We start from the raw sequence: 24,156 nt of genomic DNA, 5'->3' as shown, positions 1-24,156 counted from the left end.
TTGCCGGCGAGCAGGCCGGCGCCCGTGAAAGTACAATGCCCGGTCCCTGCGATAGGGGCTGACACAGGTACTCGCGCTCATGACCGCCTTCGCCGCTCGCTTACAACAGCAAATCGCCGCACATAGCCCGCTGTGCGTCGGTATCGATCCGTCCGCGGCGCTGCTGAAGTCCTGCAATCTGCCCAATACCCCGGACGGCGCCTTCGAATTCGGCAAGCGAGTGCTGGAGGCGGCGGAGTTCCGGATCTCGTTGCTCAAGCCGCAGTCGGCATTCTTCGAGCGCTTTGGCAGCGCTGGCTTCAAGGCGGTAGAGGAACTCACGTCGCTGGCGCGTAGTCGCGGAGTGTTGGTGCTGCTCGACGGTAAGCGCGGCGACATCGACACCACCGGTGCCGCTTACGCCGAAGGTTATTTCTCGTCGACCACGACGCTGCAAGTCGACGCAGTCACCACGCATGTCTATTTGGGTCTGGCAGCGCTGGATCCGTTTCTCGACATTGCTGCTCGTGCCGAAGGGGGCGTGTTTGTCGTCGTGCGCTCTTCGAATCCCGAAGGCTTCGGGCTGCAAACCGCTCGTATGGCGAACGGCGAAACCGTCGCTCAGAACTTGTGTCGTGAGATCACGCTGCGCAATCGGCGTTTCGGCGAAGGACTGCAATACATCGGCGCCGTCGTCGGTGCGACCTGCGATGACGCCGCCGAAACCGTGGACGCCTTGCCGCAGTCGTTCATTCTTGCTCCTGGTGTCGGCGCGCAAGGCGCGACCATGCAAGACGTGTTGAAGCGCATGCCGTCGGCGCGAGGGCGTGTGCTGCCCAATGTTTCTAGAGCCATCCTGGCCAACGGCGGCAGCGTTGCTGACATTCGCGCCACCATTCGCGGCCTGCAGGAGCAGGCGCGCGAATTGTTATAGACCCGACTCAGGTCTTGGCTGGAATCTTCACGCTACCAGCCACGCGCTCGTAAAGAATGGTGCCGCTGGTGTCGATGATGACGCTGAAGCTGCCCCCGACATCGCTCACATTGATGTTGCCGGAACTGTCGTTGTCGATTTTGACGTTACGCTTCACCTCACGAATGGTGATGTCGCCGGAATTGTCGTCGACGATTTCGACGTTGCCGGTGACCTTGGTGATGGCGATATCGCCGGCGCTGTCGCTCAGAATCTTCACATCGCCACGCACGTCTTCGATGTCGATGTCACCGGATGTGTCCACGACTTGAACGTTACCGGTCACGCTGATGATGCGCAGCTCACCGGAAGCGTCCTTGATATCCAGATTGCCATTGATGTTTTTCAGCAATTGATCGCCCGAGTCGTCGTCGATCTTGGCCGAGGCCACATCACTCAATTCCAAATCGCCGCTGGTATCTTTGATTTCGAGTTGCGCGTCGCGTGGCACGACGATGTCCAGATCCAGCGAGGTGTAGCGATTGAAACTGAACATGTTGCCCGCGCCGTCGGCCATGGCCACTGTTAGATAAACAGTGTCGCCATCGCGGCGGCTTTCCAGTGTGAGTTTGCCGAGCAAAGCTTCGGAGGAAGCGCAGGCACGACCCGTGGCCTTTACGCCGCCACCCGCTTCGCCTTTGATTTTGAGATAACCGGCGCCGGCCGAGACCACCAGTCTCTTGACCGGGCCGGTGAAATTGGCCGCGCGCTCGGAACTGAACTTGCAATCCTGTGCCCACGCCGCGGCACTGGCGCCGCTTAGCAAAGCAAAACACAGCAGGTGGGCGGCAAACTTGTTCATGTATGACTTCCTGTACGAATAAGTAAAACCGGATCGATTCGCGAGCTGCCAATCATTGGAGTCGCGGGCACGCTAGAGGGCAGGCACTTGGCCTGCCGCAGCGGGGCAGCAAAGATAGGCGTTGCTCAGCCCGTGTGCAAAATTTTGCGAAGAGCGGTGGTCAGCAACCGACGTTGCATGGCTTGTGACAGGGAGCTGGTCTGTGCCAATCCCATGCGGGCCAGATAGGGCTGCACGGCAGGCACCGGCGAGCCGTTGAAAACGGCATCCAGCAAGGCGCGAGCTCGGCCCGGCCAGGATTCAGTTTCGGCTTGCAGGGTGCGCAAGGCTTTGGCCAACACCACTTCTTCAGCAGTGAAGTCGGTGCCGAACGGCAGTTCGGCAAACAAACCTTGTTCACGCCAGGGTGCGAACTGTTTGGCCAATTGATTCGGCGTGTTGTTGCGAGCCGATTCAGGAATGTGCCAATCCTTGGGCAATTTGCCGGCGCGGCGGGCGTCGGCGACGAACTCATGTTGAAAACGCGCATCCATGATGCCGACCAGCGCTTCGACGATTTCTCGATCGGTGCGGCCGCGCAGATCGGCGATGCCATATTCAGTTACGACGATGTCGCGCAGATGACGCGGTATCGTGACGTGTCCGTAGCTCCAAACGATGTTGGAGGAGGTTTTACCGTCGGCAGTGCGCGTGGCTCGCACACAAAGAATGGAGCGTGCCTCAGGCAGCGCATGCGCCATGGCGACAAAGTTATATTGACCGCCGACACCGCTGACGACTCGGCCGTCGCTGAGCGCATCGGAAACAGCTGCGCCCAAGCCGGTCACCATCATCGTCGTGTTCACGAAGCGCGCGTAGCGACGCTGGGCGACTTTCAATTCCCACTCGTGACCGTAGATCTCGTTGATGAAACTGATGCCGCGCATCGCAAACATCTTGCGTTGAGCGGCCGGCAATTCACGCAGGCCTTGATAGAAGCCTTTCGGGCCGAAGAAGAAGCCTGCGTCGGCGAGTACGCCGTTGCGTAGCGTGTCGCCGAGGCAGTGCTGGGCGATCTGGGCTCGTTGTTCAGGGTCGGAGAACGTGGCGCGCAGTTCTTGCCCGTCCGGGGTGACCAACACGCCGCGGTCGTATTCGACGTCGTCCCGAAACAAACCGACTTCGCGGAATTCCTGAAAGTCGGCGAAGGACATGCGGTTCATGCCGGCTTCAACCAGTGCGTCCAGCGTGTGCAGGCTGACGCTTTCGTCGATGTGGCCGTCGTCGATGAGTCGTTGCAGCTTGGCGCTGTTATAGACCCGACGTTTCAGGATGCCGCTGCGGTACAGGTCCAGGAAGCCGTCGGCCAGCATTTCGGTACAACCATACAAGCCGCGTTCGAAAGGCGCCGTGCCGCCTTCGCTTTCGATCAAGCGGCGATGACGGGCCAGCAAGCCGGTGGATTCCAGAATTTCTCGATACAACGCCGGCTGTTGTTGGCGCAGTTGCAAGGCGTAGCAAATGCCGTCGCCCAACTCACCGATGCCGAGCTGCAGTGTGCCGCCGTCGCGAATCAGCGTGCTGACGTTCAACGCGATGGCATGCTCGGTGGGCGGAATCGGCATGTTCGGCGGACTGAACAGCGACGTGCCCGGATCCTGGACCAGGAAATCGAAGGTGTCGGCGGTGACCAGCGCGTCGCCATACATGAAGGGCATCTCACGATGCACCTGACCGATCAATGTGAAGGGTTTGCCGCTGCCACTGGCACGCAAGGCCGCGACTTGCGGTAACAGATCGGCAGTCATGTCGGCGTTCGAGCCGAGGCTCAACAAACCAGGCGCTTCGTCGGCGGGTGGTGCGGCAACCTGTTGAGCGATGACGTTGAGTCCGCGGCGCAAAGCATCTCGAGCAACGTGCGTGTAGTTGCTGCTCAGGTAGTGCTGCTGCATATGTTCGTTACGCAGCCAGGCGCCGGGTTCCAGATAGAACTCGATCACTTCGATGTTTGCTGGCAAAGCGTGCCGCTCGATCAGGCGCAGATATTCCAGCTCGGGGTAGTTGCCGAACAGACGACGCGAGATCGGATCGATGAAGCGACGTTCCATGTCGCTGCGGCCACGAGGCGTGCGCAACGACAACGCCGTGATGATGGTCAGCTTCAGGCTGGGATCGGTCAGCGCGCGTGCTACGAACGCATTGACCAACGTGTTCGGCTTGCCGATAGCCACGGGCAAGCCCAGCACCACATTCTTACCGACGCGGCTGAGCGTGGCCTCCACGCAGTCGTCGGGGGCCGTGAACTTGAGGGGAGCGGATAGGGCCATCGGCGCGACTATTACCCTACGCGCGGGCCGTTCGTTAAGCGGCTCATGAAGCGCCTTTCAGTCGCAACGAGAAGCGCACTTCCACGTCGTTGCCGACGGTCGAAGTGTCTTTCCATTCGCCTTGGCCGACGCCGAAGTCCAGACGTTTCAGCTTGGCCGCGCCCTTGAGCCACGCCGCACCGTCTTTGCTTTCGAAGGTGAAGTCGATGGGCACGTCCTTGGTCACGTTGCGCAAGGTGAGCTTGCCGGTGGCGGAATATTTGTTGCCGCCCTTGTCCGTGAACTTGTCGGCCACGTACTGCGCGCTCGGAAAGCGTTTCACATCGAACAGGTCGGCGCTCTTGATGGTTTGATCGCGCTCGCCGTCTTGGGTGTTCACCGAGGCGGTGTCGATTTTTACGTCGAAACGGCTGGCTGCCAGATCCTTGGGATCGAAGCGGATGTCGGCGCTGAACTTGTCGAAGCCGCCTTCGAACTTGGCACCGGCCTGTTCGCCGACAAAAGTCAGTTTGCTTTCCTTGGGCTGCAGGCTCCATTGCGCGGCCGCCAGGGCCACCATGGCGGCCAGCCCGACGGCGCAGCCCAGCACCAGCCGGGCGGCGAGACGATGAGGGGTGCGACTTGATTTCATGAGCGGGGCGGTTCCTTCAAGGAGACGGGCAGCATGCGCCGGAGCACGTTGTCCTTGTCGATGAAATGATGCTTGAGCGCGGCCGCAACGTGTAGCAATGCGAGCCAAAATAGCGTCAGCGCCAGAATTTCATGGGTCTCGTGCAAAAACTCATAGGCCGGTTTACTGGGCGCGATGAAATCCGGCAGCGTCACCAGCCCGAACCAGCTTACGGGAAAGTTGCGGGCCGAGGACATGAGCCAGCCGGCCAGCGGCGTGATCAACAGCAGCCCATACAGGCCGATGTGGGAAACGCGGGCTGCCAGCCGTTGCCACTGTGGAATGTCGTTGGGTTCGGCCGGCACCGGATTGAGCCAGCGCCAGATCAGCCGTAGCAGCGCCAGCGCCAGAATGGTGATACCAAACGATTTGTGCTGGGCCAGCACCGCGATCTTGGCCGAGCCCAGCGGCAGGCTGTCGGCGCGGTTGGCCAGGATGTACTGAACTATGATGAGGACCACCACGGCCCAGTGAAATAACTGCGCGACGACGCCGTAGCGCGATTCGTCGTTCTTCAGTTGCATCACTTCGACCCCAGGTCACTTAGAGCCGACAGTGTAAGCGATTCGCGGGGCGAGGCCACGCGAGGCTTGAATAGGCTGCAAATCTGACACGGTAGGAGCCCCTGGATGCTAATCGACCGCAATCGAAGTGCGTGGACTGCCGCCGGCCGGGCGTCCCTTTTGCTGGTGCTGTGCCTGGGTCTCACCGCCTGCCCGCGACCTGTAAAACAGCCGCCGCCCGCGCCGAACGTGCCGCCCCCGACGCCGAGCGAGCCTGCTCCGCCGCCGGTCCCGGAGGGCGCCGCGATTTATGAGATCGCTGCGCAGGACTCGGTTCTGCATATCTTGGTTTATCGCGGCGGCACCTTCGCCCGGCTGGGCCACAACCATGTGATGAGCAGCAAAGCGGTGACCGGGCGTGTCTGGCTGCGGCCGCAGTGGGCGCAGTCCGGATTCGATTTGTCATTTCCGGTGGCCGACCTGATCGTCGACGATCCCGAGGCGCGGCGCGCGGCCGGCAGCGATTTTCCGCTCGAGATTCCGGCCTCTGATAAGGAAGGAACGCGTAAGAACATGCTCCGTAAGGAGGTGCTGGACGCTGCAACCTATCCGCGCGTGACAGTGAAATCCGCGTCGCTGTCGGGCTCCATACAAGCTCCGCAAATCACCGCGAGCATCACTATCAAGGACACCACTCGGGACGTGATCGTGCCAGCCAGGATCGTCGTGAATGGCGATCGTCTGACCGCCGAGGGTGAGTTCGATATTCAACAAACGGCGTTCGGGATGAAACCGTTCAGTGTGGCGCTGGGGGCGTTGGAAGTGCAGGACCGGCTGCACGTGCGCTTCAACCTGGTGGCGGTGAAGCGCTGAGCGGTGGCGGGGCCGGCCGGCCCCGCCAATTATCTAGAGCTAACGCTTGCCGAGCAGTTCGTCGGCTAGCGCCGTGGCGCCGTAAACATCTTTGAGCGCGCTGATGATGATGGCCGGGTGCACGGCGACGCTGCGGTTCATGTCGCCGTCGTACCAGAAGCTGCCGGCGATGGAATGGATGTTGCCGTCGAAGGCCAGGCCGACCAATCGACCTTGCGTGTCCACCAGCGGGCTGCCGGAGTTACCGCCGACGATGTCATTGGTGGTCACGTAACAAAACGGCGTGTTGGCATCGAGCCTGTCGCGCGCGTCCAGCCACTTCTGCGGCAGGCGAAACGGCTCCTTGCCGGTGGCGCGCTCATACAGGCGCGACAGCTTGGTGTATGGCTCGACCTGAACGCCTTTTTCCTTCCAGCCTTCGACTGCGCCGTCGCTCAAGCGCAGCGTAAAGGTCGCGTCCGGATAGGTGTTGGTGCCGAGCACGGCGAAACGTGCTTTAGCAATGCGCTCCTGAGCGGCAGCGACCGGAGCTTGCACTTCGTCTTCATAGATTTTGCGAACCGCGCGTGATTCGGCGTCGATGTCACGAGCCAGTACGATCATCGGATCGGTGGAGCTTGCTATCGCGGCAGCGCCACCCTCCCACAGGGCTTTACGCACGGCGGGATCGCCGAGTTTGCTCTCGGTGACCAGCTTGGCCGCCAGCGAGTCAGGCGATTCGGTGCTCAGCAATTTGCGAACCACGGCGTCGTCCGGACCGAGAGTCTCGCGCAACTTGTCCAGCGAGAATGACAGCGTCACTTGTTCGAAGTCTGGATACAGCGGTGTGCTGGCGAGCAGGCCCGACGACACCTTGGACAGATTCGAATCGGCATATTCGCGCAGGCGCTGTTCGTTGCTCTTGCTGCGCTCGGCTGCGGCTCGCACCAACTGACGGGCGTAGCCGAACTGTTTGCTGTTGAAGCCAGCGCCAGCTTCGAGGAACAGATAACGATCGTAGATCTGACGATAGCGGTCCTGCGCGTTGGCGGCGTCGGTCCAAGCATTGCCGACCGTGCCGGCAAGCTTCGCATCCGCTTTCACGCGCTCACGCAGTTCACGTTCCTGGGAGGTCTTGCGAGCAAACAAGGTGTCGTCCAGCAGGGCTGTTTGGAAACCGCGATACACCTTGAGTGAGTTTTCCACGCTCTGCAGGTAGTCGCTGGCGATGCGTGCCGGTTCTTCGCCGGTCTTGCTCCATTGAATCAATCGGCCGCGCAGCTCGGTGTTGCGAATGATGTAGGAGGGGACGGAAACATCGCGTTGGAAGCGCAGCTGCTCCACCGTGAGCAGTCGGCTGGTGCTGCCGGGATGGCCAGCGACGAAGGTGGCTTCACCAGGCTGCGGGCCTTCGACACGCCAGGTCAGGTGATTCGGCGTGCGGGCTGGCTTGCCCTTGTCGTAGGCGCGCATCAGAGTGAAATCCAGGCTCCAGCGCGGGAAATTGAAATTATCCGGATCGCCGCCGAACGCCGCGATGCCATGTTCGGGCGCGAACACCATGCGCACATCGTCGTAACGACGATACTTGTACAAATAATATTGGCCGCCTTGATACAGCGTCACCGACTCGCACGCGAGCGGGCCGCTACGGTGCTTCTTGGAAGTCTCGGTACACGCCGCTTCCAACTTACTCAGCTCTTGTTTGCGGGCCTGATTGGCCTGCGCGTCGGCCAGGCCCGCGGTGGCGCCGTTGACCTTGGCAGTGACGTTTTCCATCTCGACCAATACCGAGATGATTTGCGTCGGACATTTCTTTTCGGCACTGCGCGTGCTGGCGTTGAAGCCGTTGTCCACGTAATTGTCGGTCGTGCTGGACAACTCGGCCAGACACGACATGGAGCAATGATGGTTGGTCAGCATCAGGCCGTCGGGAGAAACGAACGAGCCGGTGCAACCGCCTTCCAGGCGCGTGATCGAGCGTTGCAGCTTGTCCAGCCACGGCTTGTCGAGCGCGGCATGGTATTTTTTCTGGATGGCGGCCTGCGGCACATTGTCGAAGGTCCACATGCCTTCGTCCGCTGAGGCGCTCACAGCAAGCAGCGCCGCCGCTGCGGCAACGAGACTTCGTAACATTGGTTCTCCTTGGATGTATACAGCGTCGCGCCGGCGACAGCTGTCAATCGTCAGACTGTAACAGCAGCAGCCGCGTTCCTTCCGGCGCGATCAGGATGGCGTTACACGATTCGTCGAGACTATCGGGCATTTCGTCGGAAAGCTGGCAGCCGCGTTCCTTGAGCCGAGCCAGGCGCTCACGCATGTCTGGATCTTCGAACGTCAGCACCGGCTGACGAAAAGCTCGCGAACGATACAACGCCAGATTGAGGTGGTCACTGGTAATCGCCGTACGCGCGAATGGCTCAGGTTGCTCCTCCCAGGCGACGAAACCCAGCGCTTCCCAGAACACGCGCATCGGGCCTGGCTCGCGCACTGGCAGCGCGAACTCGCTGAAATAACCGCAGGTGGTGGCCGGGTCGGTGTCGAGCTGCGGCGGCGAAAAGGTGCGTGCTTCGAACACGTTGACGCATTGACCGGACGGATCGCGAAAGCTGACCCGATTGAAGACTTCGTTGCCGAGCTGGATGTTCTCCAGCTCGATGCCCAATCGTTCGAGCTGTTCGATGCCATGCATGAGGCGCGGCATGACGAATGTCAGCGCCGGAGAGGCAATGGTTGCTCCGTGCAGTCCCAGAAACAAGCGGCCGTCGGTGACCACCGCATAGGGATGATTGAGTGCTTCGCCGACCGGTGCCTGCACGAAGCCGAGCGATTCGTAGAACGCCAGCGAGTCCCGAATGTCGGGAGCGTACAGACTGATTTCGAGGAAGCGGCCGAACATCAGCGCTGCGCGCCGCTGCGGAGCGCTCGTGCCCGCGTCGCTTCGGCGTCAGCGGGCGACTGTTGTGACGGTGCCGTCCAGCCTTGCGCGTGCCGTTCGATCAAAGCAGTCAACGCTGAGACATGCGATTCATCGGCGTTCAGTGCCGGCACATAGTCATAAGCTTCGCCGCCAGCGTCGAGAAACAACTGGCGATTACGCAGCGCGATTTCTTCCAGCGTTTCCAGGCAGTCCGTGGCAAAGCCCGGGCACACCACAGTGATGCGCTTCGGTCCGCTGCGTGCCAGCTCGAGCAAACGTTCGTCGCTGTAGGGGCGCAGCCATTCTTCGCGGCCTACTTGGGATTGGAAACTGATGCTCCAGTCCTTATCGGTGAGCTCGAGTCGTTCGGCAACCAGTCGCGCGGTCTTCACGCTGTGACAGTAGTAAGGATCGCCGGACTCGACGTAACGTTTGGGAATGCCATGAAAGGAAAACAACAGATGGTTTCGTTCGGCGCTGCGCCAGTGTTGTTCGATGCTGGCGGCGAGGGCGCCGATGTAACCGGCGTCGTCGTGATAGCTACCGATGAAGCGCAGCTCCGGCACCCAGCGCCAGCGTTGCAGCTCGCGGGTGACTCGATCGAACACCGACGCTGTGGTTGTGCCTGAGTACTGCGGATATAGCGGCAACACGACGATGCGTCGTGCGCCTTGGCGTTTGAGTTCTTCGAGCGCGCTCGGAATGGAAGGCGAGCCGTAGCTCATGCCCAACGCCACGGCTGCATTCCAGCGCGGCTGGAGCGCAGCGGCGATGCGCTTGGTCAGGGCGGTGCTGTGAATCAGCAATGGCGAGCCTGCTGGGGTCCAGACCTGTTGGTAAGCGTGCGCGCTCTTCGACGGTCGGATTCGCAGGATCACGCCGTGCAGAGCCAGCCACCAGATCCACCGCGGCGCTTCGACAACGCGAGGATCCCAGAGGAACTCAGCCAGAAAGCGCCGCACCGAGCCGGGGTCCGGCCCATCGGGCGTGCCTAGATTGACCAGCAAGACACCGAGCCGGTCAGGGCTGCCGTGTTGAAAGGAGGAGTCGCCGAGGTACTGAGCCATGGGGCGCCAGTCTAATGACCCCGACCCGCAAAAAGAAAAACGCCCCTAAAAAGAAAAAGGCCCGCCGAAGCGGGCCCTTCCCTACCAGGAGATTGGTATGCGTGCTTTAGGCGCGCTTCGCCTGCTTGCGGCGGCGAGCGAGAGCCATGCCAACCAGACCGACGCCCAGGAGGCCCAGAGCACCCGGTTCCGGCACGCTGCCGGCGGTGTTGCTCAAGCCGCGAGCGGTCAAGGTCGAGCCGACCAGGTTGAAGTCGCCGATGATGGAATTGATGGTCACCGTCAGGGTGCCCAGCACGTTGAGCTGCAGCAGGCCGAGGATGGACCAGCCGCCGTACTCTTCACCGGCCAGGTCGAAGTTGTAGACCAGGCGGTCGCCGGTCACGCCCGGCAGGTCGACGAAGGCCAGTTCGATGCCATCGCGGGCGCTGTGATCGTCGTCCGTCAGGTTGATGGACAACCAGAAGCTGGTGATCACGTCGTTCAACGGACGGAAGCCGTTGTCGGTCAGGTCATGGGTATAGGTGTACGAAGCGCGGTTGCCGATGTAGATGCCATTGCCCACCGGGGCCGAGTCGGTCCAAGTGGCGGGGATGTAGTCGGCATGGGCGGTGGCCATAAAGCCGACCGCGAGCAGCACGAGAGCAAAAAGACGCTTCATCTGGGTAATCCTGTTGGTTCTAAGCACGCAGCGAAGATAAAGCAACCGCTGTGCCAAGCAGCATATTGTCGATACAGATCAGTGAGATAGCGACGGGGTAGTACCGACGGCCAATAGCCAGGGTGTGGTACTTGTAATGCCTACCGACGCGGCGCTGCAGCTATTTCCGTAAGCCAATGGCAAGAAACTGGCGCGCCCTGCGACGAGGCCTCATGCACGGCTAGGCAACAATCTGCTGTGGCTGTGAGGGTATTCGCCTGGGTTTGTCGCTTTACCCTTTAGGATCCGCGTGCGTGTGATTAGGGACACCTTCACAGGGACCCGCAAGGTCGGGGCATGCACCCGGGCAAGGACGCCCTTCACCCCCCTTCAACCCTTTACGTCGCTGGCGGTCGCGCATGCTCCGCCAACCTCCATCAACCGTTGTTCGAAGTGTCGCGATTCGTTACTGCCCCCTCCCCGGGATCGCGGCGCCTCGTGCAGTGGGCTGTTCACCGGTTTAACTTATTCCTGTGACAGTCCGGATGGCGGTCGGTAGGGATCAATTTTTTGACCCCTACCGGCCGCCCTCCCTTTTAGCTTCCGATTTATCTCTCGATGATCGCGGTTACGCCCATGCCGCCGGCGGTGCAGATCGAGATCAGGCCGCGGCCGCTGCCGCGTTGGGCGAGTTGCTTGGCGAGAGTGGCGATGATGCGTGCGCCGGTGGCGGCGAACGGATGGCCGATGGCGACGCTGCCGCCTTTCAAATTCATCTTGCTGCGATCAATGGCGCCGAGCGGTTCAGAAAGACCAAGTCGGTCGCGACAGAACTCCGGCGACTCCCACGCCTTCAACGTACACAGCACCTGGGCTTCGAAGGCTTCATGGATTTCGTAGATGTCGAAGTCCTGCAGCTTCAACTTGGCATCGGCGAGCATGCGAGGCACCGCGTAAGCGGGCGCCATCAACAAACCTTCCTTCTGCACGAAATCGACAGCGGCATACTTGCCGTAGCTGAGATAAGCGAGCACCGGTAAGCCGCGTGCCTTGGCCCATTCCTCGCTTGCGAGCAACACCGCAGCGGAGCCGTCGGTCATTGGCGTGGAGTTGCCGGCAGTCAACGTGCCGTTGGCCGAGAACGAGGGTTTGAGCTTGGCGAGCTTCTCGATCGAAGTGTCGCGCCGGATGTTGTTGTCCAGCTTCAAACCGCGAAACGGCACCACCAGATCTTCATAGAAACCTTCTTCCCACGCCGCGCTGGCCTTGCGATGGCTTTCGTAAGCCAGTTGATCCTGATCCGCGCGTGCGATTTGCCAGGTCTGCGCCATCTTTTCGCAGTGCTGTCCCATCGACATGCCGGTGCGCGGCTCGCTGACGCCGGGTAGCTGTGGTTTCAGAAAGCTCGGTCGAAAACTCGTCCAAGGCGAAAGCCGCTCGCCGAGTGACCGACCGCGAGCGCTGCGCAGGAGCATTTTCCGATACGCAGTGGGATAGACGATAGGAACGTCGCTCGCTGTATCCACACCTGCCGCGATGGCCGAGTCGATCTGACCGGTGGCGATTTTCAAGCCGAGCACGATGGCGGTGTCGAGGCTGGTGCCGCAGGCTCGCTGCAAATCGAAGGCCGGCGTTTCCGGCGCGAGCCCGCTGTCGAGCACGCTTTCGCGTGTCAGGTTGAAGTCCCGGGAATGCTTGAGCACTGCGCCGGCGCCGACATCGCCAAGCACTTCGCCGCGCAGGTTGAACCGCTCCACCAGTCCTTGCAGCGACGCGGTCAGCATTTCCTGGTTGCTGGCCTCGGCATAGACGCCCATGGAACGTGCGAACGGAATCCGAGTGCCACCGAGGATGGCGACGCGACGGATCGAAGAACCTACGAGCATGGTGGCTCCCTGACGAGCGAACGAAGGGCTGCCAGCATGCCAGCCGTGGTCGCGTGAGCATAGTTAGGGATCGCTGTTGGCGCGCCGGGCGCAAACCCGTAGGCTGTGCGGCCGCAATCTCAAGAAACCGCACTGTCACTGGTCGCCAACGTCGGCGGCCGAATTCGTATGAGCACTTCCAGCCGCGCCCGCCTGGCCGCGGACGCTCGAGCCATCGTCGCGCTCGGCGGACCGCTGTTGGGCAACAATCTTTCCATCACCGGCATGGCCTTCGCCGACACCGTCATGGCGGGTCAATTGGGCGCGGTCGATCTGGCCGGGCTGGCGGTGGGCGCCGCGAACTTCAACCTATTCATGTTCGTGGGCTTCGGTTTGCTGATGGCAACCTCGCCGTCCATCGCTCATGCCTACGGCGCCAACGACACCGGGAAAGTCACGGTCTATGCGCGTCAGTCATGGTGGCTGGTGCTGCTGCTTTCAATCCTGTTGTTCCTCGGTATGCAACAGGCCGACTGGTTCTTGCCGGCCATCGGCATCGCCGATGACGTGCTGCCGGTGGCGGTGGGCTATGTACACGCGATCAGCTGGGGCATGCCGGGCCTGCTGGCGTTCTTCTCTCTGCGCTACACCAGCGAAGGGTTGGGCCGGACCAAGCCCATCATGTTCACCGGCTTTCTGGGCCTCACCGTGAATGTGATCGGCAATTGGATTTTCATGTACGGCAAGTTCGGCGCGCCCGAGCTCGGCGCGGTGGGCTGTGGTGTGGCGACGGCGATCTCGATGTGGGTGATGTTCTTCGTAATGTTTCTACACGTGCGAATGCATCGCGCGTATCGGGCTTTCAACTTTTTCGCGCGCATCGATCCACCGAATTGGCCGGTGCTGGGTGAGTTGACGCGGGTCGGTGCACCCATTGCCGGCAGCATTCTGGCCGAAGGTGGTTTGTTCGTTGCTGCGGCGTTGATGATGGGTGGCATGGGCGCGGTCACTGCAGCGGGACATCAGATCGCGCTGAACTACGCGGCTTTCATGTTCATGGTGCCGCTGGCGATCAGTTCCGCAACCACCATTCATGTGGGCCACACGCTCGGGCGTGGCGATCTGTTGGGCGCACGCAATGCTGGCTGGATTGGTGTCGCGATGTGCGCCGTCGTGATGACGATCTCGGCCATCGTGATCTTGTTCTTCAATGATCAGATCGCCGCGTTGTATACGCGAGATGTGCCGGTGCGCGAATTGGCAGCGACGTTGCTGCTCATGGCCGCGTTGTTTCAATTCTCCGATGGTGTGCAGGTGGGCGCGGCCGGCGCGTTACGCGGCTTCAAGGACACCACCATCCCGATGCTGATGTGCATCTTTTCTTATTGGGTGGTTGGCTTCGCCTTCGCCTATTACTTCGGCGTTTACCGCGACGAAGGGCCGGTGCTGGTGTGGATTGGGCTGAACATCGGCCTCACCATCAGCGCCGTCTTGCTGGTCGGACGCTATCGGCGAGAGACCAAGCTGCGGCTGGCAGCGGCGCGTTAGTTGCCCGAGTTGTAGGTGCCACGCTGCGGATCGTTGTAGCCGTAGCCCAACGTTTCCACATCGTCGACCAGGCCGTCGACGAAACGCACCCGGCGCATCAACTTGTTGGGGCCGAAGTTATAAGTCCAGGTTTCCACCGGGATCTCCACCAGGCCTTCGCCGAAATAAACAATCCGGCCGCCGACGGTGTAGGAAGGGCGACGCAGAATCGTTCGGGTCTGAACGTCTGCCGGTTCGCCACAGAATGCGCGTACTTCCGCACGTGCATTGCCATCGCGAATCACGCGTCCGCCGCAGCGCATGCTGTCGGCGTGCGCCGGCAAGGCCAGGGCCGCACCTAGAGTCAAGCCGATGAGTAGGGAAGTGCGCATGGCGATCACTATGCCTCGCGACGCCTGAATTTTCCAATGACTAAGCTGACGCCGGCAGCCGGCCTTCGATACAGTTTCGATACAGCTGGGCGAAATCCGACACTGACACCGGGATGGGATTGCCGCCGGTGGAAGGATCGTCGAACGCCTGCTGAGCGAAGGCTTGGGCGTGCTCAGGTTTAACGCCCAACTCGCTCAATGTATCCGGCACGCCGATATCTTTTCGCAACGCCACGATCCAATCCAGCACGCCGCTGAACGAATGTTGCCGCAGGTTCAGGTAAGCGGCCAGGCGCTGCATTTTTTCGCTGAGCGCCGGGCGATTCCACGACAAAACATAAGGCATCACCACCGCGTTGGTCAGGCCATGATGGGTGTTCAGGTTGGCCGAGCAGGGATGGCTCAGGCTATGCATCGCGCCCAAACCTTTTTGAAACGCCGTCGCACCCATCAGTGACGCTGCCATCATTTGCGAGCGTGCTTCGATGTCGCTGCCGTCTTTCACCGCGGTGGCCAACCAATCGTGAACCAAGCGCATACCTTCCAGTGCGATGCCTTCCGCCAACGGATGATAGGAAGGCGAACAATAGGCTTCGAGATTGTGAGACAGCGCGTCCATGCCGACCGCTGCAGTCACCGGCGCCGGCAAGCCCAAGGTCAATTCCGGATCGGCAATCACGATGGCCGGCAACATCTTGGGATGAAAAATGATTTTCTTGATGTGATCGCGCACGTCGGTAATCACCGAGGCGCGTCCGACTTCCGAGCCGGTGCCGGAAGTGGTTGGCACGGCCACCGTCGGTGCCATGCCGGACACGTTCACTCGCGTGTACCAATCCTCGCGATCCTCGAAATCCCAGATCGGGCGCGTTTGTCCCACCATCAAGGCCACGGCCTTGCCGGTGTCCAGCGCGCTGCCGCCACCGAAAGCGATCACGCCATCGTGCGCACCGCGGCGGTAGGCATTGACGCCATTCGTCACATTCGACTCCACCGGATTCGCTTGCACGTCGCTGAACACTTCGCACGCCAGTCCGGCCGCTTGGCAGATGCCGGCGGCGGTGGCGATCATGGGTAACTTGGCGAGCGCGGCATCGGTCACCAGTAGCGGACGTTTCATGCCCAGCGACTTGCAGGCGTCGGCCAGCTCGGCAATGCGGCCGGGGCCGAAACGTACCGCGGTGGGATAATTCCAATTGCCCCGTAACGTAGCCATGAGGGTTTCCTTGGAGCGAACCGGTTTGATGACGAACTCTCTCATGTCTCTGGGGAGGACCTTCAGGTGCGCGTGCGAAGATGAAACGATTTGGGGCGAGTCAAATGCTCGTAACCCACCACTGACAACGTACAACCGCGGCCGGAGTTCTTCACGCCCACCCACGCCAGCGCCGGATCGAGATAGTCGCAACGATTCATGAACCAGGTGCCGGTGTCGATGCGATCGCCGATGGCCAGCGCGGCGTCTTCATCGCGGGTCCAGATTGCCGCGGTCAGACCGAACACTGTGTCGTTCATCAGCGCGATCGCCTGTTCGTCCGAGGTCACTTTCATCAGACCGGCCACCGGGCCGAAAATTTCCTCGCGCATCACGTTCATCGAATGATCGACGTTCAATAACACCTGGGGTGCCAGATACGGCGTGCCGGGTTTGCTGACAGCAAAAGTCGACTCGTCGATGACGGGCTTCGCGCCGGCGCGAATCGACGCGTCTATCTGCTGTCGAATCGTGTCGGCCGCCGAGGTGCGAATGACTGGGCCGAGCGTGGTGTTCTGTTCGAGCGGATTGCCGAGCACGTACTTGCGCGTCAGATCGATGAAACCTTCGACGAAGGTGTCGTAGACGTGGTCGTGCACGTAGATTCGTTGTAGCCCGCAGCACGACTGACCGCTGTTGAAGTAGGCGCCGTCGACTACGTTCTCGATGGCGTGTGCGACATCAGCGTCGTGTCTCACATAGACCGGGTCGCAACCGCCGAGCTCCAAGCCGACGCCGATGAAACGTTCCGAGGCAGCGCGTTGTACGGCGTGTCCGCCGGCGACGGAGCCGGTGAAGGCAACGAAGTCGATGCGAGGGTCGCGAATGAGTTTGTCAGTGTCCGCGTGCGTGAGATGCAGCACTTGAAAGACGCCGTCCGGCAGGCCGGCCTCGGCCAAGCAGCTGGCAAAGCGCTCGGCACACAATGGCGTCTGCGCCGAATGTTTCAAAATCACCACGTTGCCGGCCATCAGCGCGGGAATGACGCTGTTGACGGCGATCAGGTAAGGATAATTCCAGGCTGCAATGGTGAGTACGACACCGAGCGGCTCGCGTCGTAAGAAGCGAGTGAAATTTTCCTTGGGGCCGGCGTCGATGTCTGCGAGCGCTTGGGGCGCGATGGCGATCATGTGCCGCGCGCGTTCGAGGGTGCCGTTCACTTCGCCAGGCGTGTAGCGGATGGGACGACCCATTTGCCAGGTCAACTCGGTGGCGATCTCAGCGCGTCGGCTTTCGAACAGATCGCAAAATCGGTTGAGAATTTTCGCGCGGTCCGCCACCGAAGTGCTGCGCCAAGCGCGCTGTGCGGCGCGGGCCCGATCGAGCGTGTCGTCAATGACTGCCGGCGTGGCCAGCTCGATCTCGAAATAAACACTGCCGTCGATGGGGCTGAGCGTCTTCTGCATGGGCTGACCCGAAGAAGGAACGTGAATCAGATGATTTCAAAATAGCGCGCCAGCTCCCAATCCGTAATGTGCTTACGGAACTCGCGCTCTTCCCATTCGCGCGTGGCGGCGTAGTGATCGACGAACGCGTCGCCGAAGTATTCGCGAGCCATGCGCGACTGTTTCAGGCGCTGGGCCGCATCCCACAGCGTCCGTGGCAATGCCAGGCGCTCGGGAAATTTATGATCGTAGGCATTGCCTTCGACCAACGGCTCGGGCTCGATGCGATGCTCGACACCCCACAAGCCGGAACCCAACGCCGCCGCAAGAATGATGTAGGGATTGGCGTCGGCGGCAGCGACGCGATACTCGACGCGTTGTGACTTCGCACTGCCGGGAATGACGCGCAAAGCGCAGGTCCGATTCTCGACGCCGACGGTCGAGTCGGTCGGTGCCCAGAAGCCGGGAATTAAGCGCGTGTAGGAATTGACCGTGGGTGCCACCATGGCGAGTAACTCGGGCATGAGTTGCTGTTGGCCGCCGATGAAGTGCCGCATGGTTTCACTCATGTGGTGAGGCTGGCCTTGGTCGTAGAACACCGCCTTGCCGTGCGCGTCCTTGAGCGACAAATGGATGTGACCGCTCTGGCCCGGCCAGTCGCGCGACCACTTGGCCATGAAGGTCGCCATCATGTTGTTGCGTTGGGCGAGCACTTTGATGAAGGTCTTGAACAACGCCGCCTTGTCGGCTGACGCGAGCGCGCTATCGAACGCGATGGCGGCTTCGATCACGCCCGGCCCGGTTTCCTCGTGCAGGCCTTCGATGCCGAAGTCCATGGCGTCGCAGGTGGTCAGCATGTGACGATAAAATTCCGACGCCGTGGAATTACGAATCACCGAGTAGCCGAACCAGCCCGGCGCCATGGGCTTCAAGTCGCGATAATGTTTGGCGCGGATCGATTCGGGCGTCTCGTCGAAGAAAAACACTTCGTACTCGAAGCCGGCGTACGCCTGAAAGCCGAGCTGATTCGCCTTGTCGAGCACTCGTCGTAACAGTCCGCGCGGGCAGACCTGTTCGCCCGCGCCGGTGAACTCACTCAAGAAAAAAAGATTGTTGTCCTCGAACGGCAGCGGACGACAAGTCTCCGGCAGGATGCGTACCGGAGCGTCGGGATAGCCGGTGTGCCAGCCGGTGAATTTTACGTTGTCGTAGAGCTGGTCCTGGCAGTCCCAGCCCAGCACCACATCGCAGAAGCCGTAGCCGCTTTCCAAGGCCGAGATGAACTTGGCGCGCGACATATATTTGCCGCGCATGATGCCGTCGGTATCGAACACGCCGACTTTGACGTGCGACAACCCGCGCTGCTCGACGATGGCTTTGGCGTCGGCAGCGCTCTTGACCAGGCGAGGTTCCATCATGATGCGCTATCAACCTTGGTAGTGCCGTAACCCTCGCGCTCGGGATGACCGTGGTGGCCGCCAGTCATTGCAAACTCTTCCTCCGGCGACAACACCAGCTTGTGGCGTCCCACCAGCGCGAAGTACACGACACCGGCGACATACCACGCCAAAGCTGCATACACACCGGCGCGATACACCGGATCCTGCAACTGGTAGTAGAGCGTGACTAGTGCGATGACTACAGTGGCGGCCGCGCCGGGAATGCCGAGCGGGCTGCGATAAGGCCGTTCGATGTGCGGCATGTTCTTGCGTAACAGGATGAACGACACCCCTTGGAACGCGTACGAAATCATGGCGCCGAACACCGCCATGTTGAGCAGCGTCGCACCGATCACCGAACCGCCTTTCTCGGCACCGAGCGAGACCCACACGGCAAGAATTACCGCGAGGCCCATGGCTGCGCCGGTAAACAACGCGATGTGCGGTGTCTTGCGAGAGCCGTGCGTGATCGACATCACCGCTGGATAGTAGCCGGCGCGTGACAGCGAATAGATCTGGCGACCGAACGCAAAGATGATGGTGTGAAAGCTGGCGATCAGGCCGATGACCGCGAGCAACGCCAGCAACTTGGCGATGTCGCCGGCAAAGATGACTCGGAAGCCATCGAGCAACGGTTCCGCTGACGTGGCCAACGAGTACGAGCCGTGCAGCTTGCCTTCCTCGGGCGAGCCGATCGAAGCGTTGAGCAGCATGATCATCAACGCCGACAACATCAGCGTGAACATGCCAAAGATCAATCCTTTCGGCATGTCTTGTTTGGGATCCACCGACTCCTCGGCCGCCAGCGGCAACTCTTCGATGGCCAGGAACAACCACACTGCGAAGGGCAACGCTGCCAGCACGCCGTGGAAGCCGAAGGGCAGGAAGTCGCCGCCACCTTGCGGCAGTTCCACCAGCTTGCCGTCCGGGTCGACCGCTATGTTCAATGCCCAGCGCGAAAAGTCCGCGTGCGGAATGGCGCTGATCCAGAACACCACCAGCACCGCCAGCGCCAACACTGTGACCACTACGGAAATCTTGAACGAAAGCTCCACTCCCACGTAGTTCAGTAGCACGAACACCAGATAACAGCCGATCCACCACAAGGGTTGATAGGCGGCTGGCGTTTCGAAGATGCCGGTGAGATAGGAGCCGATGAAAAACACGATCACCGCCGGCGTCATGATGTATTCGATACTTTCCGCCAGACCGGTGATGAAGCCGCCCCACGGGCCCATGGCGCTGCGGGCGAACGAATACGCACCGCCGGTGTGGGGCAGGGCCGGCGACATTTCGGCCAGACTGAAAATCAGGCCCAGATACATGATGGCGATGATGATGGCGGCGATGAACAGGCCACCCCAGCCGCCGGCGCCGATGCCGAAGTTCCAGCCGGAGAAATGCCCCGAGATGACCGCGCCTACGCCCAAGGCCCACAGTGACCAGACGCGTGCGTGGCGTTTCAGCCCGCGCTTTTCGAAGTAATCCTTACCGGCGTTTTGATAGGTGACGCCGCCAACCGTTTTCTTGTCTGTCATGCGATTCTCCTTGCAGCTGCGAATGCCGGCCGGCACAGCGACCCACATTCCGTGTAACTGTTGTTATCGAGGATGAATGCGACGAATCGACTATACGCCGACCACGAATGAATGGTGCAAGCTCGCGGTCGGCGCGGAAGTGACAAGCAAGAGTAGGGCCAGACGGCCCGGGCGCGGGTCGGTGATTATTAGAAGTTTAGGAAGCGAGCTCGACAGGCGGGCGTGCAGCGTCAGCCGGCGCGGGGCTCGATGCCGAATTGGCACCGGCCGTAGCGATGCGGTTGCGACCCAGGCATTTGGCTCTATAGAGCGCCTGATCGGCCGCTCGTAACAATGCATCCGGCGTGGCTGCGGCGATCTCGGCCGAGCGGGGATCCAGAGTTGCGACGCCGCCGCTGATGGTGATGCGTTCGTTACTGCTGCCGGCTTCATTGGTAATGGCCATCCGCCAGATGCGCCGGCGCAGGCGTTCGGCATACAGGCCGGCTCGATGCGCATCCACGCCGGGCAGGACGACCGCAAACTCTTCGCCGCCGTAGCGGGCGATCAGGTCGCCACCCCGACGAAAGCTTTCATCCAAGGTCTGCGCAACCTTGCGCAGAACGTCGTCGCCATGGGTGTGGCCATAGCGGTCGTTGAACTGCTTGAAGCCATCGAGATCTAGGAAGATCAAGGACAGCGGCAGCTGTTCGCGGCGCGCCCGGCGTACTTCCCGCTCCAGCACGCGATCGAATTGGCGCCGGTTGGCGATGCCGGTCAAAGCGTCGACCGCGACCAGGCGTTTGAGCCGTTGATTACTGGTTTCCAGCGCCAGACGCAGGCGGCTGAGCTGTTCGTTGCGCGCTTCCAGTGCACGGCGCGCGGCCAATTCGGTCTCCAGTTCGCGGGTCCGCCGGGCCAGGCGGTTATGCAGCACCAGCATTCGGACCAGGGCGGCAATAGCGGTGAGTGCCAGGGCTGTGACCACTCCGATCGACAGATGCGAGGTTAGCAAGTCGAGGTCGAAGGCGGTCGGTGGCTGCACGGCGCTCCTGGTGGGGGGTGGGTCTGGGTATCAGGCGTGACTGTGCCAGGGGCTATCATTCACTTGTGTCGTTCTGGGGGACCGCTTGACGCCTCGCGGGCGGGCCGGGAAACTTGCCGGCCATTTCCAGTTCTGATCTGACATGAGCAGCTCCGGCATCGATCGCGCCTTCGAGCGTCGCCTAGCGACGCTGATCAATACCCGTGAGCCGCGCGTCCTGCAGAATGGCCTGAAGGGCGTGGAAAAGGAGTCGTTGCGCGTCTCGCTGGACGGCCGCATCGAGCACAGTTCGCATCCGCTCGCACTGGGCTCGGCACTCTCTCACGAACACATTACCACCGATTATTCCGAAGCGTTGATCGAGTTGGTGACGCCGGCGTTTCGCGAGTCCTGGCAACTGCTGCAGTATCTGTGCGACCTGCATCAGTTCGTCTATCGGCACCTGCAAGAGCAGCTGCTGTGGGCCACCAGCATGCCGTGCATGCTCACCGGCGATGCAGAGATTCCGATCGCGCGCTTCGGCCGCTCCAATATCGGGCAGCTCAAAGAGGTGTACCGGCTGGGCTTGGGCAATCGTTACGGCCGGATGATGCAGGCCATTTCCGGCGTGCATTTCAACTATTCCTTCCCGCAACACTTCTGGCCGGTGTTGGCCGAGGCGTTGCAGGAGCATCAGGCCGAGCAGAGTTTCATCTCCGAACAGTATTTCGCGTTACTGCGTAACTACCGGCGCCATGGTTGGCTGATCCTGTATCTGTTCGGGAATTCGCCGGCGCTGTGCAGCTCGTTCGTGCAAGGGCGCGATCATCAGCTCGAAACGTTGGCGCCCGGCACGCTTTATGCCCCGCACGCCACGTCATTGCGCATGAGCGATCTGGGCTATCGCAACAAGAACCAGGCCGGCGTGCAGATTTCGGTCAACAGTCTGGATGAATATATGCGCGACCTGACGGCTGCCGTCAGCACGCCCCATCCCGATTATCAAAAGATGGGTGTCAAAGTCGACGGCGAATATAAGCAGCTCAACACCAATCTGTTACAGATCGAGAACGAGTATTACAGCTACATCCGTCCCAAACGCGTGGCGCGCTCCGGCGAGCATCCGTCGCAAGCGTTGCGTCGTGGCGGCGTCGAATATGTCGAATTTCGCGCCTTGGACGTGAGCGCCTTCGATCCGGTGGGTGTCAATCAAAACAAGTTGCGCTTTCTGGAAGCATTCGCGGCGTTGTGTGTGCTGAAGCAGAGCGAGCCGATCGACGCCAACGAACAAGTGCACCTCGATGCCAATCACGCCATCGTGGCGCGGCGTGGCCGCGAGCCTGGATTGAAACTAAACCGCAATGGAAAGCCGGTAGAGTTGCGGACCTGGGCGCTGGAGCTGGTCGACTCGATGCGCGGCATTTGCGAACTGCTGGATCAAGGCGACGAGCGCCGGCCGTATACGGCCGCGTTGGATTTGCAACAGACCAAGATCGACGATCCGGATCGCACCCCGTCGGCGCGCAGCCTGCAAGAGCTGCGAACCACGGGTGAAAGCTTCGCGCAGTTCGCGCTGCGGATGTCTCGAGTCCACAAAGCTTACTTTTTGGACTTGTATCCGCCCAACGAACAGCGCTTGGCGGAATTCAGCGCCGAAGCCGAAGAGTCGTTGCAGCGACAGGCTGCCGTAGAAGCGGCCGACGACATGACTTTCGACCAGTTCCTGGTCAAATATTTCGCACGGTAAAGTCCGCGCCGCGGACTCGGTCGTTCGAGAAGCAAGCGAACGAATCGCGAATCGCGAATCCGGATATCGCAGCGCCGCGATTTAGCGGGTGAAGTTTATTTTTCGCGCTGACTGGTGGAAGGCAGTAACGAGGGTTACTCTCGCAAACCTGGCTAGCAGGTTGGTTCGCTTGTACATAATCAAGCGAATTCAAACGTGCACCCACGTCTGTCGAGTGTTTCGCGCACGGAAGTCGTCACGAAGACGCCTCAAGGTTCTGAAACTGAGAACTGCGCACGCTTTCACAGTCAGGTGAGAAATAACATGGGCACGTTTTTTTCATCCGAACTTGCGTGAGAGCGCTCCGCCGACCGACTTTTTATGAGCACACAAATCGAAACGGTTGTCACACCGATGAGCAGCTCAGCGGCGGCCAATGCCGATAAGCTCGGAGAGGCGATTGCCTTGGCGGTGCCGGAGCTCGGCATCGACACGGTGGTGCAGCCAACGCTCGAATCCACCGGGGGCTGGGATGCCTACGAAGTATGGCGACGCTTGATCAAAGACGCGCGCGATCGTCGCAAGCATCAGGATTCGAACTAATCCCCGGGCCAGCGACAGAAAAAGTTCCTGCGGCCGGCGCTACCGCTGCGGCGCCTCGTTCTGCATACGCACTCCAGCTCCAGCGCGGCTTTCCGCGCCTCAAATTCGACGATGCCGAGCTGGAGCGAAAATTCCGACGCTCCCACCTGGCCAACAATCGCACCCAGATCAGCCGCAATCTGTTACTGGGCATCGGTTTCGTCATTGGTTTCTCCGCGCTGACTCATTGGGTGCTACCGGCGCCGGTGAACCGGCCGTTGGATTTGATTCGAGTCAGCGTGCTCGGGCCGATCTTTTTGTTCGCGTTGCTTCTGGTGCACACGCGGCTGTATCAGCGTTGGTATCCCATCGTATGTCCGTACGGCGCCACCTTGTTTGGTATCGGCGTGGTGGTGCTGGCGGTGATCGCGGCCTCGCAAGGCGTGAGTCTGATCGCCTCGGTAGTGTTGGCGGTCATTTATAACTATCTGATGCTGGGTCTGGCGTTCCGGCCGGCGCTAGTTGCTTCGCTACTGGTGCTGCTTTCTTATCCCATCATCGCCACGCTGGCCGGTATTCCCGGGTCACAGCGCCTGGTCGATGTAGGTGTATTGCTGTTTACCAACGTCATCGGCGCCATCGTTTGTTATTCGTTGGAACGGGCCAATCGCACCAACTTCCTGGAATCCCAGTTGTTGATGGAAACGGCGCGCCGTGATGGATTGACCGGCA

The 24,156-nt window shown here is 60.9% G+C and carries 21 protein-coding genes; 6 read left to right on the top strand and 15 right to left on the bottom strand.

The annotated features are described in order from the left end of the window. Positions 1-79: 79 nt before the first annotated feature. Complete coding sequence (pyrF, locus tag JNL55_RS13545; RefSeq protein WP_293853789.1) at positions 80-913, top strand: orotidine-5'-phosphate decarboxylase; 834 nt, start codon at positions 80-82, stop codon at positions 911-913. Between the two features lie 7 nt (positions 914-920). On the opposite strand, the gene JNL55_RS13540 is transcribed toward pyrF, so the two are convergent. The 4 genes from JNL55_RS13540 to JNL55_RS13525 all read right to left on the bottom strand — a co-directional run bounded on the left by JNL55_RS13540 (position 921) and on the right by JNL55_RS13525 (position 5,254). Continuing rightward, positions 921-1,754, bottom strand: a complete 834-nt coding sequence (locus tag JNL55_RS13540) for a DUF4097 family beta strand repeat-containing protein (RefSeq protein ID WP_293853786.1) — start codon at positions 1,752-1,754, stop codon at positions 921-923. A 125-nt stretch (positions 1,755-1,879) separates the two neighbouring features. Next, entirely contained in the window at positions 1,880-4,060 is a 2,181-nt protein-coding gene (locus JNL55_RS13535) for an acetyl-CoA hydrolase/transferase C-terminal domain-containing protein (protein ID WP_293853784.1), read from the bottom strand. 43 nt (positions 4,061-4,103) lie between these two features. Then, positions 4,104-4,691, bottom strand: a complete 588-nt coding sequence (locus JNL55_RS13530; protein ID WP_293853781.1) for a YceI family protein — start codon at positions 4,689-4,691, stop codon at positions 4,104-4,106. Further along, entirely contained in the window at positions 4,688-5,254 is a 567-nt protein-coding gene (locus JNL55_RS13525; protein WP_293853779.1) for a cytochrome b, read from the bottom strand. The genes JNL55_RS13530 and JNL55_RS13525 overlap by 4 nt, the downstream gene beginning before the upstream one ends. Positions 5,255-5,359: 105 nt before the next feature. Here JNL55_RS13525 and JNL55_RS13520 point away from each other — a divergent pair, with 105 nt between their 5' ends. Continuing rightward, positions 5,360-6,106, top strand: coding sequence for a YceI family protein (locus JNL55_RS13520; protein ID WP_293853777.1), 747 nt, complete (start codon positions 5,360-5,362; stop codon positions 6,104-6,106). A gap of 39 nt (positions 6,107-6,145) precedes the next feature. Here JNL55_RS13520 and JNL55_RS13515 read toward each other — a convergent pair whose 3' ends face one another. The 5 genes from JNL55_RS13515 to JNL55_RS13495 all read right to left on the bottom strand — a co-directional run bounded on the left by JNL55_RS13515 (position 6,146) and on the right by JNL55_RS13495 (position 12,598). Beyond that, on the bottom strand, positions 6,146-8,221 hold the full coding sequence (locus JNL55_RS13515) for a S46 family peptidase (protein WP_293853774.1): 2,076 nt from the start codon (positions 8,219-8,221) through the stop codon (positions 6,146-6,148). A 43-nt stretch (positions 8,222-8,264) separates the two neighbouring features. After that, positions 8,265-8,984 carry a VOC family protein gene (locus JNL55_RS13510; protein ID WP_293853772.1) on the bottom strand — a complete coding sequence of 240 codons (720 nt, stop codon included), beginning with the start codon at positions 8,982-8,984 and terminating at the stop codon, positions 8,265-8,267. Beyond that, positions 8,984-10,072, bottom strand: coding sequence for a ferrochelatase (gene hemH, locus JNL55_RS13505; RefSeq protein ID WP_293853770.1), 1,089 nt, complete (start codon positions 10,070-10,072; stop codon positions 8,984-8,986). The genes JNL55_RS13510 and hemH overlap by 1 nt, the downstream gene beginning before the upstream one ends. Before the next feature lie 106 nt (positions 10,073-10,178). Beyond that, positions 10,179-10,733: a PEP-CTERM sorting domain-containing protein gene (locus JNL55_RS13500; RefSeq protein ID WP_293853768.1), complete on the bottom strand. Its 555-nt coding sequence runs from the start codon at positions 10,731-10,733 to the stop codon at positions 10,179-10,181. 587 nt (positions 10,734-11,320) lie between these two features. Next, on the bottom strand, positions 11,321-12,598 hold the full coding sequence (locus tag JNL55_RS13495; protein WP_293853765.1) for an acetyl-CoA C-acetyltransferase: 1,278 nt from the start codon (positions 12,596-12,598) through the stop codon (positions 11,321-11,323). Between the two features lie 168 nt (positions 12,599-12,766). Here JNL55_RS13495 and JNL55_RS13490 point away from each other — a divergent pair, with 168 nt between their 5' ends. Next, positions 12,767-14,125 (top strand): MATE family efflux transporter, encoded by a 1,359-nt coding sequence (locus JNL55_RS13490; protein WP_293853763.1) that lies wholly within the window; start codon positions 12,767-12,769, stop codon positions 14,123-14,125. On the opposite strand, the gene JNL55_RS13485 is transcribed toward JNL55_RS13490, so the two are convergent. The 6 genes from JNL55_RS13485 to JNL55_RS13460 all read right to left on the bottom strand — a co-directional run bounded on the left by JNL55_RS13485 (position 14,122) and on the right by JNL55_RS13460 (position 21,137). Next, the gene (locus JNL55_RS13485) at positions 14,122-14,496 is read right to left on the bottom strand and encodes a DUF2845 domain-containing protein (protein WP_293853760.1); all 375 of its coding nucleotides are present in this window, start codon (positions 14,494-14,496) and stop codon (positions 14,122-14,124) included. The two genes, JNL55_RS13490 and JNL55_RS13485, sit on opposite strands and share 4 nt — an antisense overlap. Before the next feature lie 40 nt (positions 14,497-14,536). Beyond that, the gene (locus JNL55_RS13480) at positions 14,537-15,757 is read right to left on the bottom strand and encodes an iron-containing alcohol dehydrogenase (protein WP_293853758.1); all 1,221 of its coding nucleotides are present in this window, start codon (positions 15,755-15,757) and stop codon (positions 14,537-14,539) included. A gap of 17 nt (positions 15,758-15,774) precedes the next feature. Next, entirely contained in the window at positions 15,775-17,157 is a 1,383-nt protein-coding gene (locus JNL55_RS13475) for an aldehyde dehydrogenase family protein (RefSeq protein WP_293853756.1), read from the bottom strand. A gap of 26 nt (positions 17,158-17,183) precedes the next feature. Next, entirely contained in the window at positions 17,184-18,554 is a 1,371-nt protein-coding gene (locus JNL55_RS13470; protein WP_293853754.1) for a glutamine synthetase family protein, read from the bottom strand. Then, on the bottom strand, positions 18,551-20,113 hold the full coding sequence (locus JNL55_RS13465) for an amino acid permease (protein WP_293853752.1): 1,563 nt from the start codon (positions 20,111-20,113) through the stop codon (positions 18,551-18,553). Before JNL55_RS13465 ends, JNL55_RS13470 begins: the two co-directional genes overlap by 4 nt. Before the next feature lie 196 nt (positions 20,114-20,309). Continuing rightward, positions 20,310-21,137 (bottom strand): GGDEF domain-containing protein, encoded by an 828-nt coding sequence (locus tag JNL55_RS13460; RefSeq protein ID WP_293853750.1) that lies wholly within the window; start codon positions 21,135-21,137, stop codon positions 20,310-20,312. 142 nt (positions 21,138-21,279) lie between these two features. Here JNL55_RS13460 and gshA point away from each other — a divergent pair, with 142 nt between their 5' ends. From gshA to JNL55_RS13445, 3 genes are all read left to right on the top strand, one after another. Next, on the top strand, positions 21,280-22,863 hold the full coding sequence (gshA, locus tag JNL55_RS13455) for a glutamate--cysteine ligase (protein WP_293853747.1): 1,584 nt from the start codon (positions 21,280-21,282) through the stop codon (positions 22,861-22,863). Positions 22,864-23,223: 360 nt separating this feature from the next. After that, positions 23,224-23,445 carry a hypothetical protein gene (locus tag JNL55_RS13450; RefSeq protein ID WP_293853744.1) on the top strand — a complete coding sequence of 74 codons (222 nt, stop codon included), beginning with the start codon at positions 23,224-23,226 and terminating at the stop codon, positions 23,443-23,445. Continuing rightward, the coding region (locus tag JNL55_RS13445) for a hypothetical protein (protein ID WP_293853742.1) at positions 23,388-24,156 on the top strand (769 nt) is incomplete at its 3' end. The genes JNL55_RS13450 and JNL55_RS13445, both read left to right, overlap by 58 nt.

The organism is Steroidobacter sp. (genome assembly GCF_016790065.1).
Lineage (GTDB): Bacteria > Pseudomonadota > Gammaproteobacteria > Steroidobacterales > Steroidobacteraceae > Steroidobacter.
This window is presented reverse-complemented; position numbering and strand designations above follow the sequence as displayed.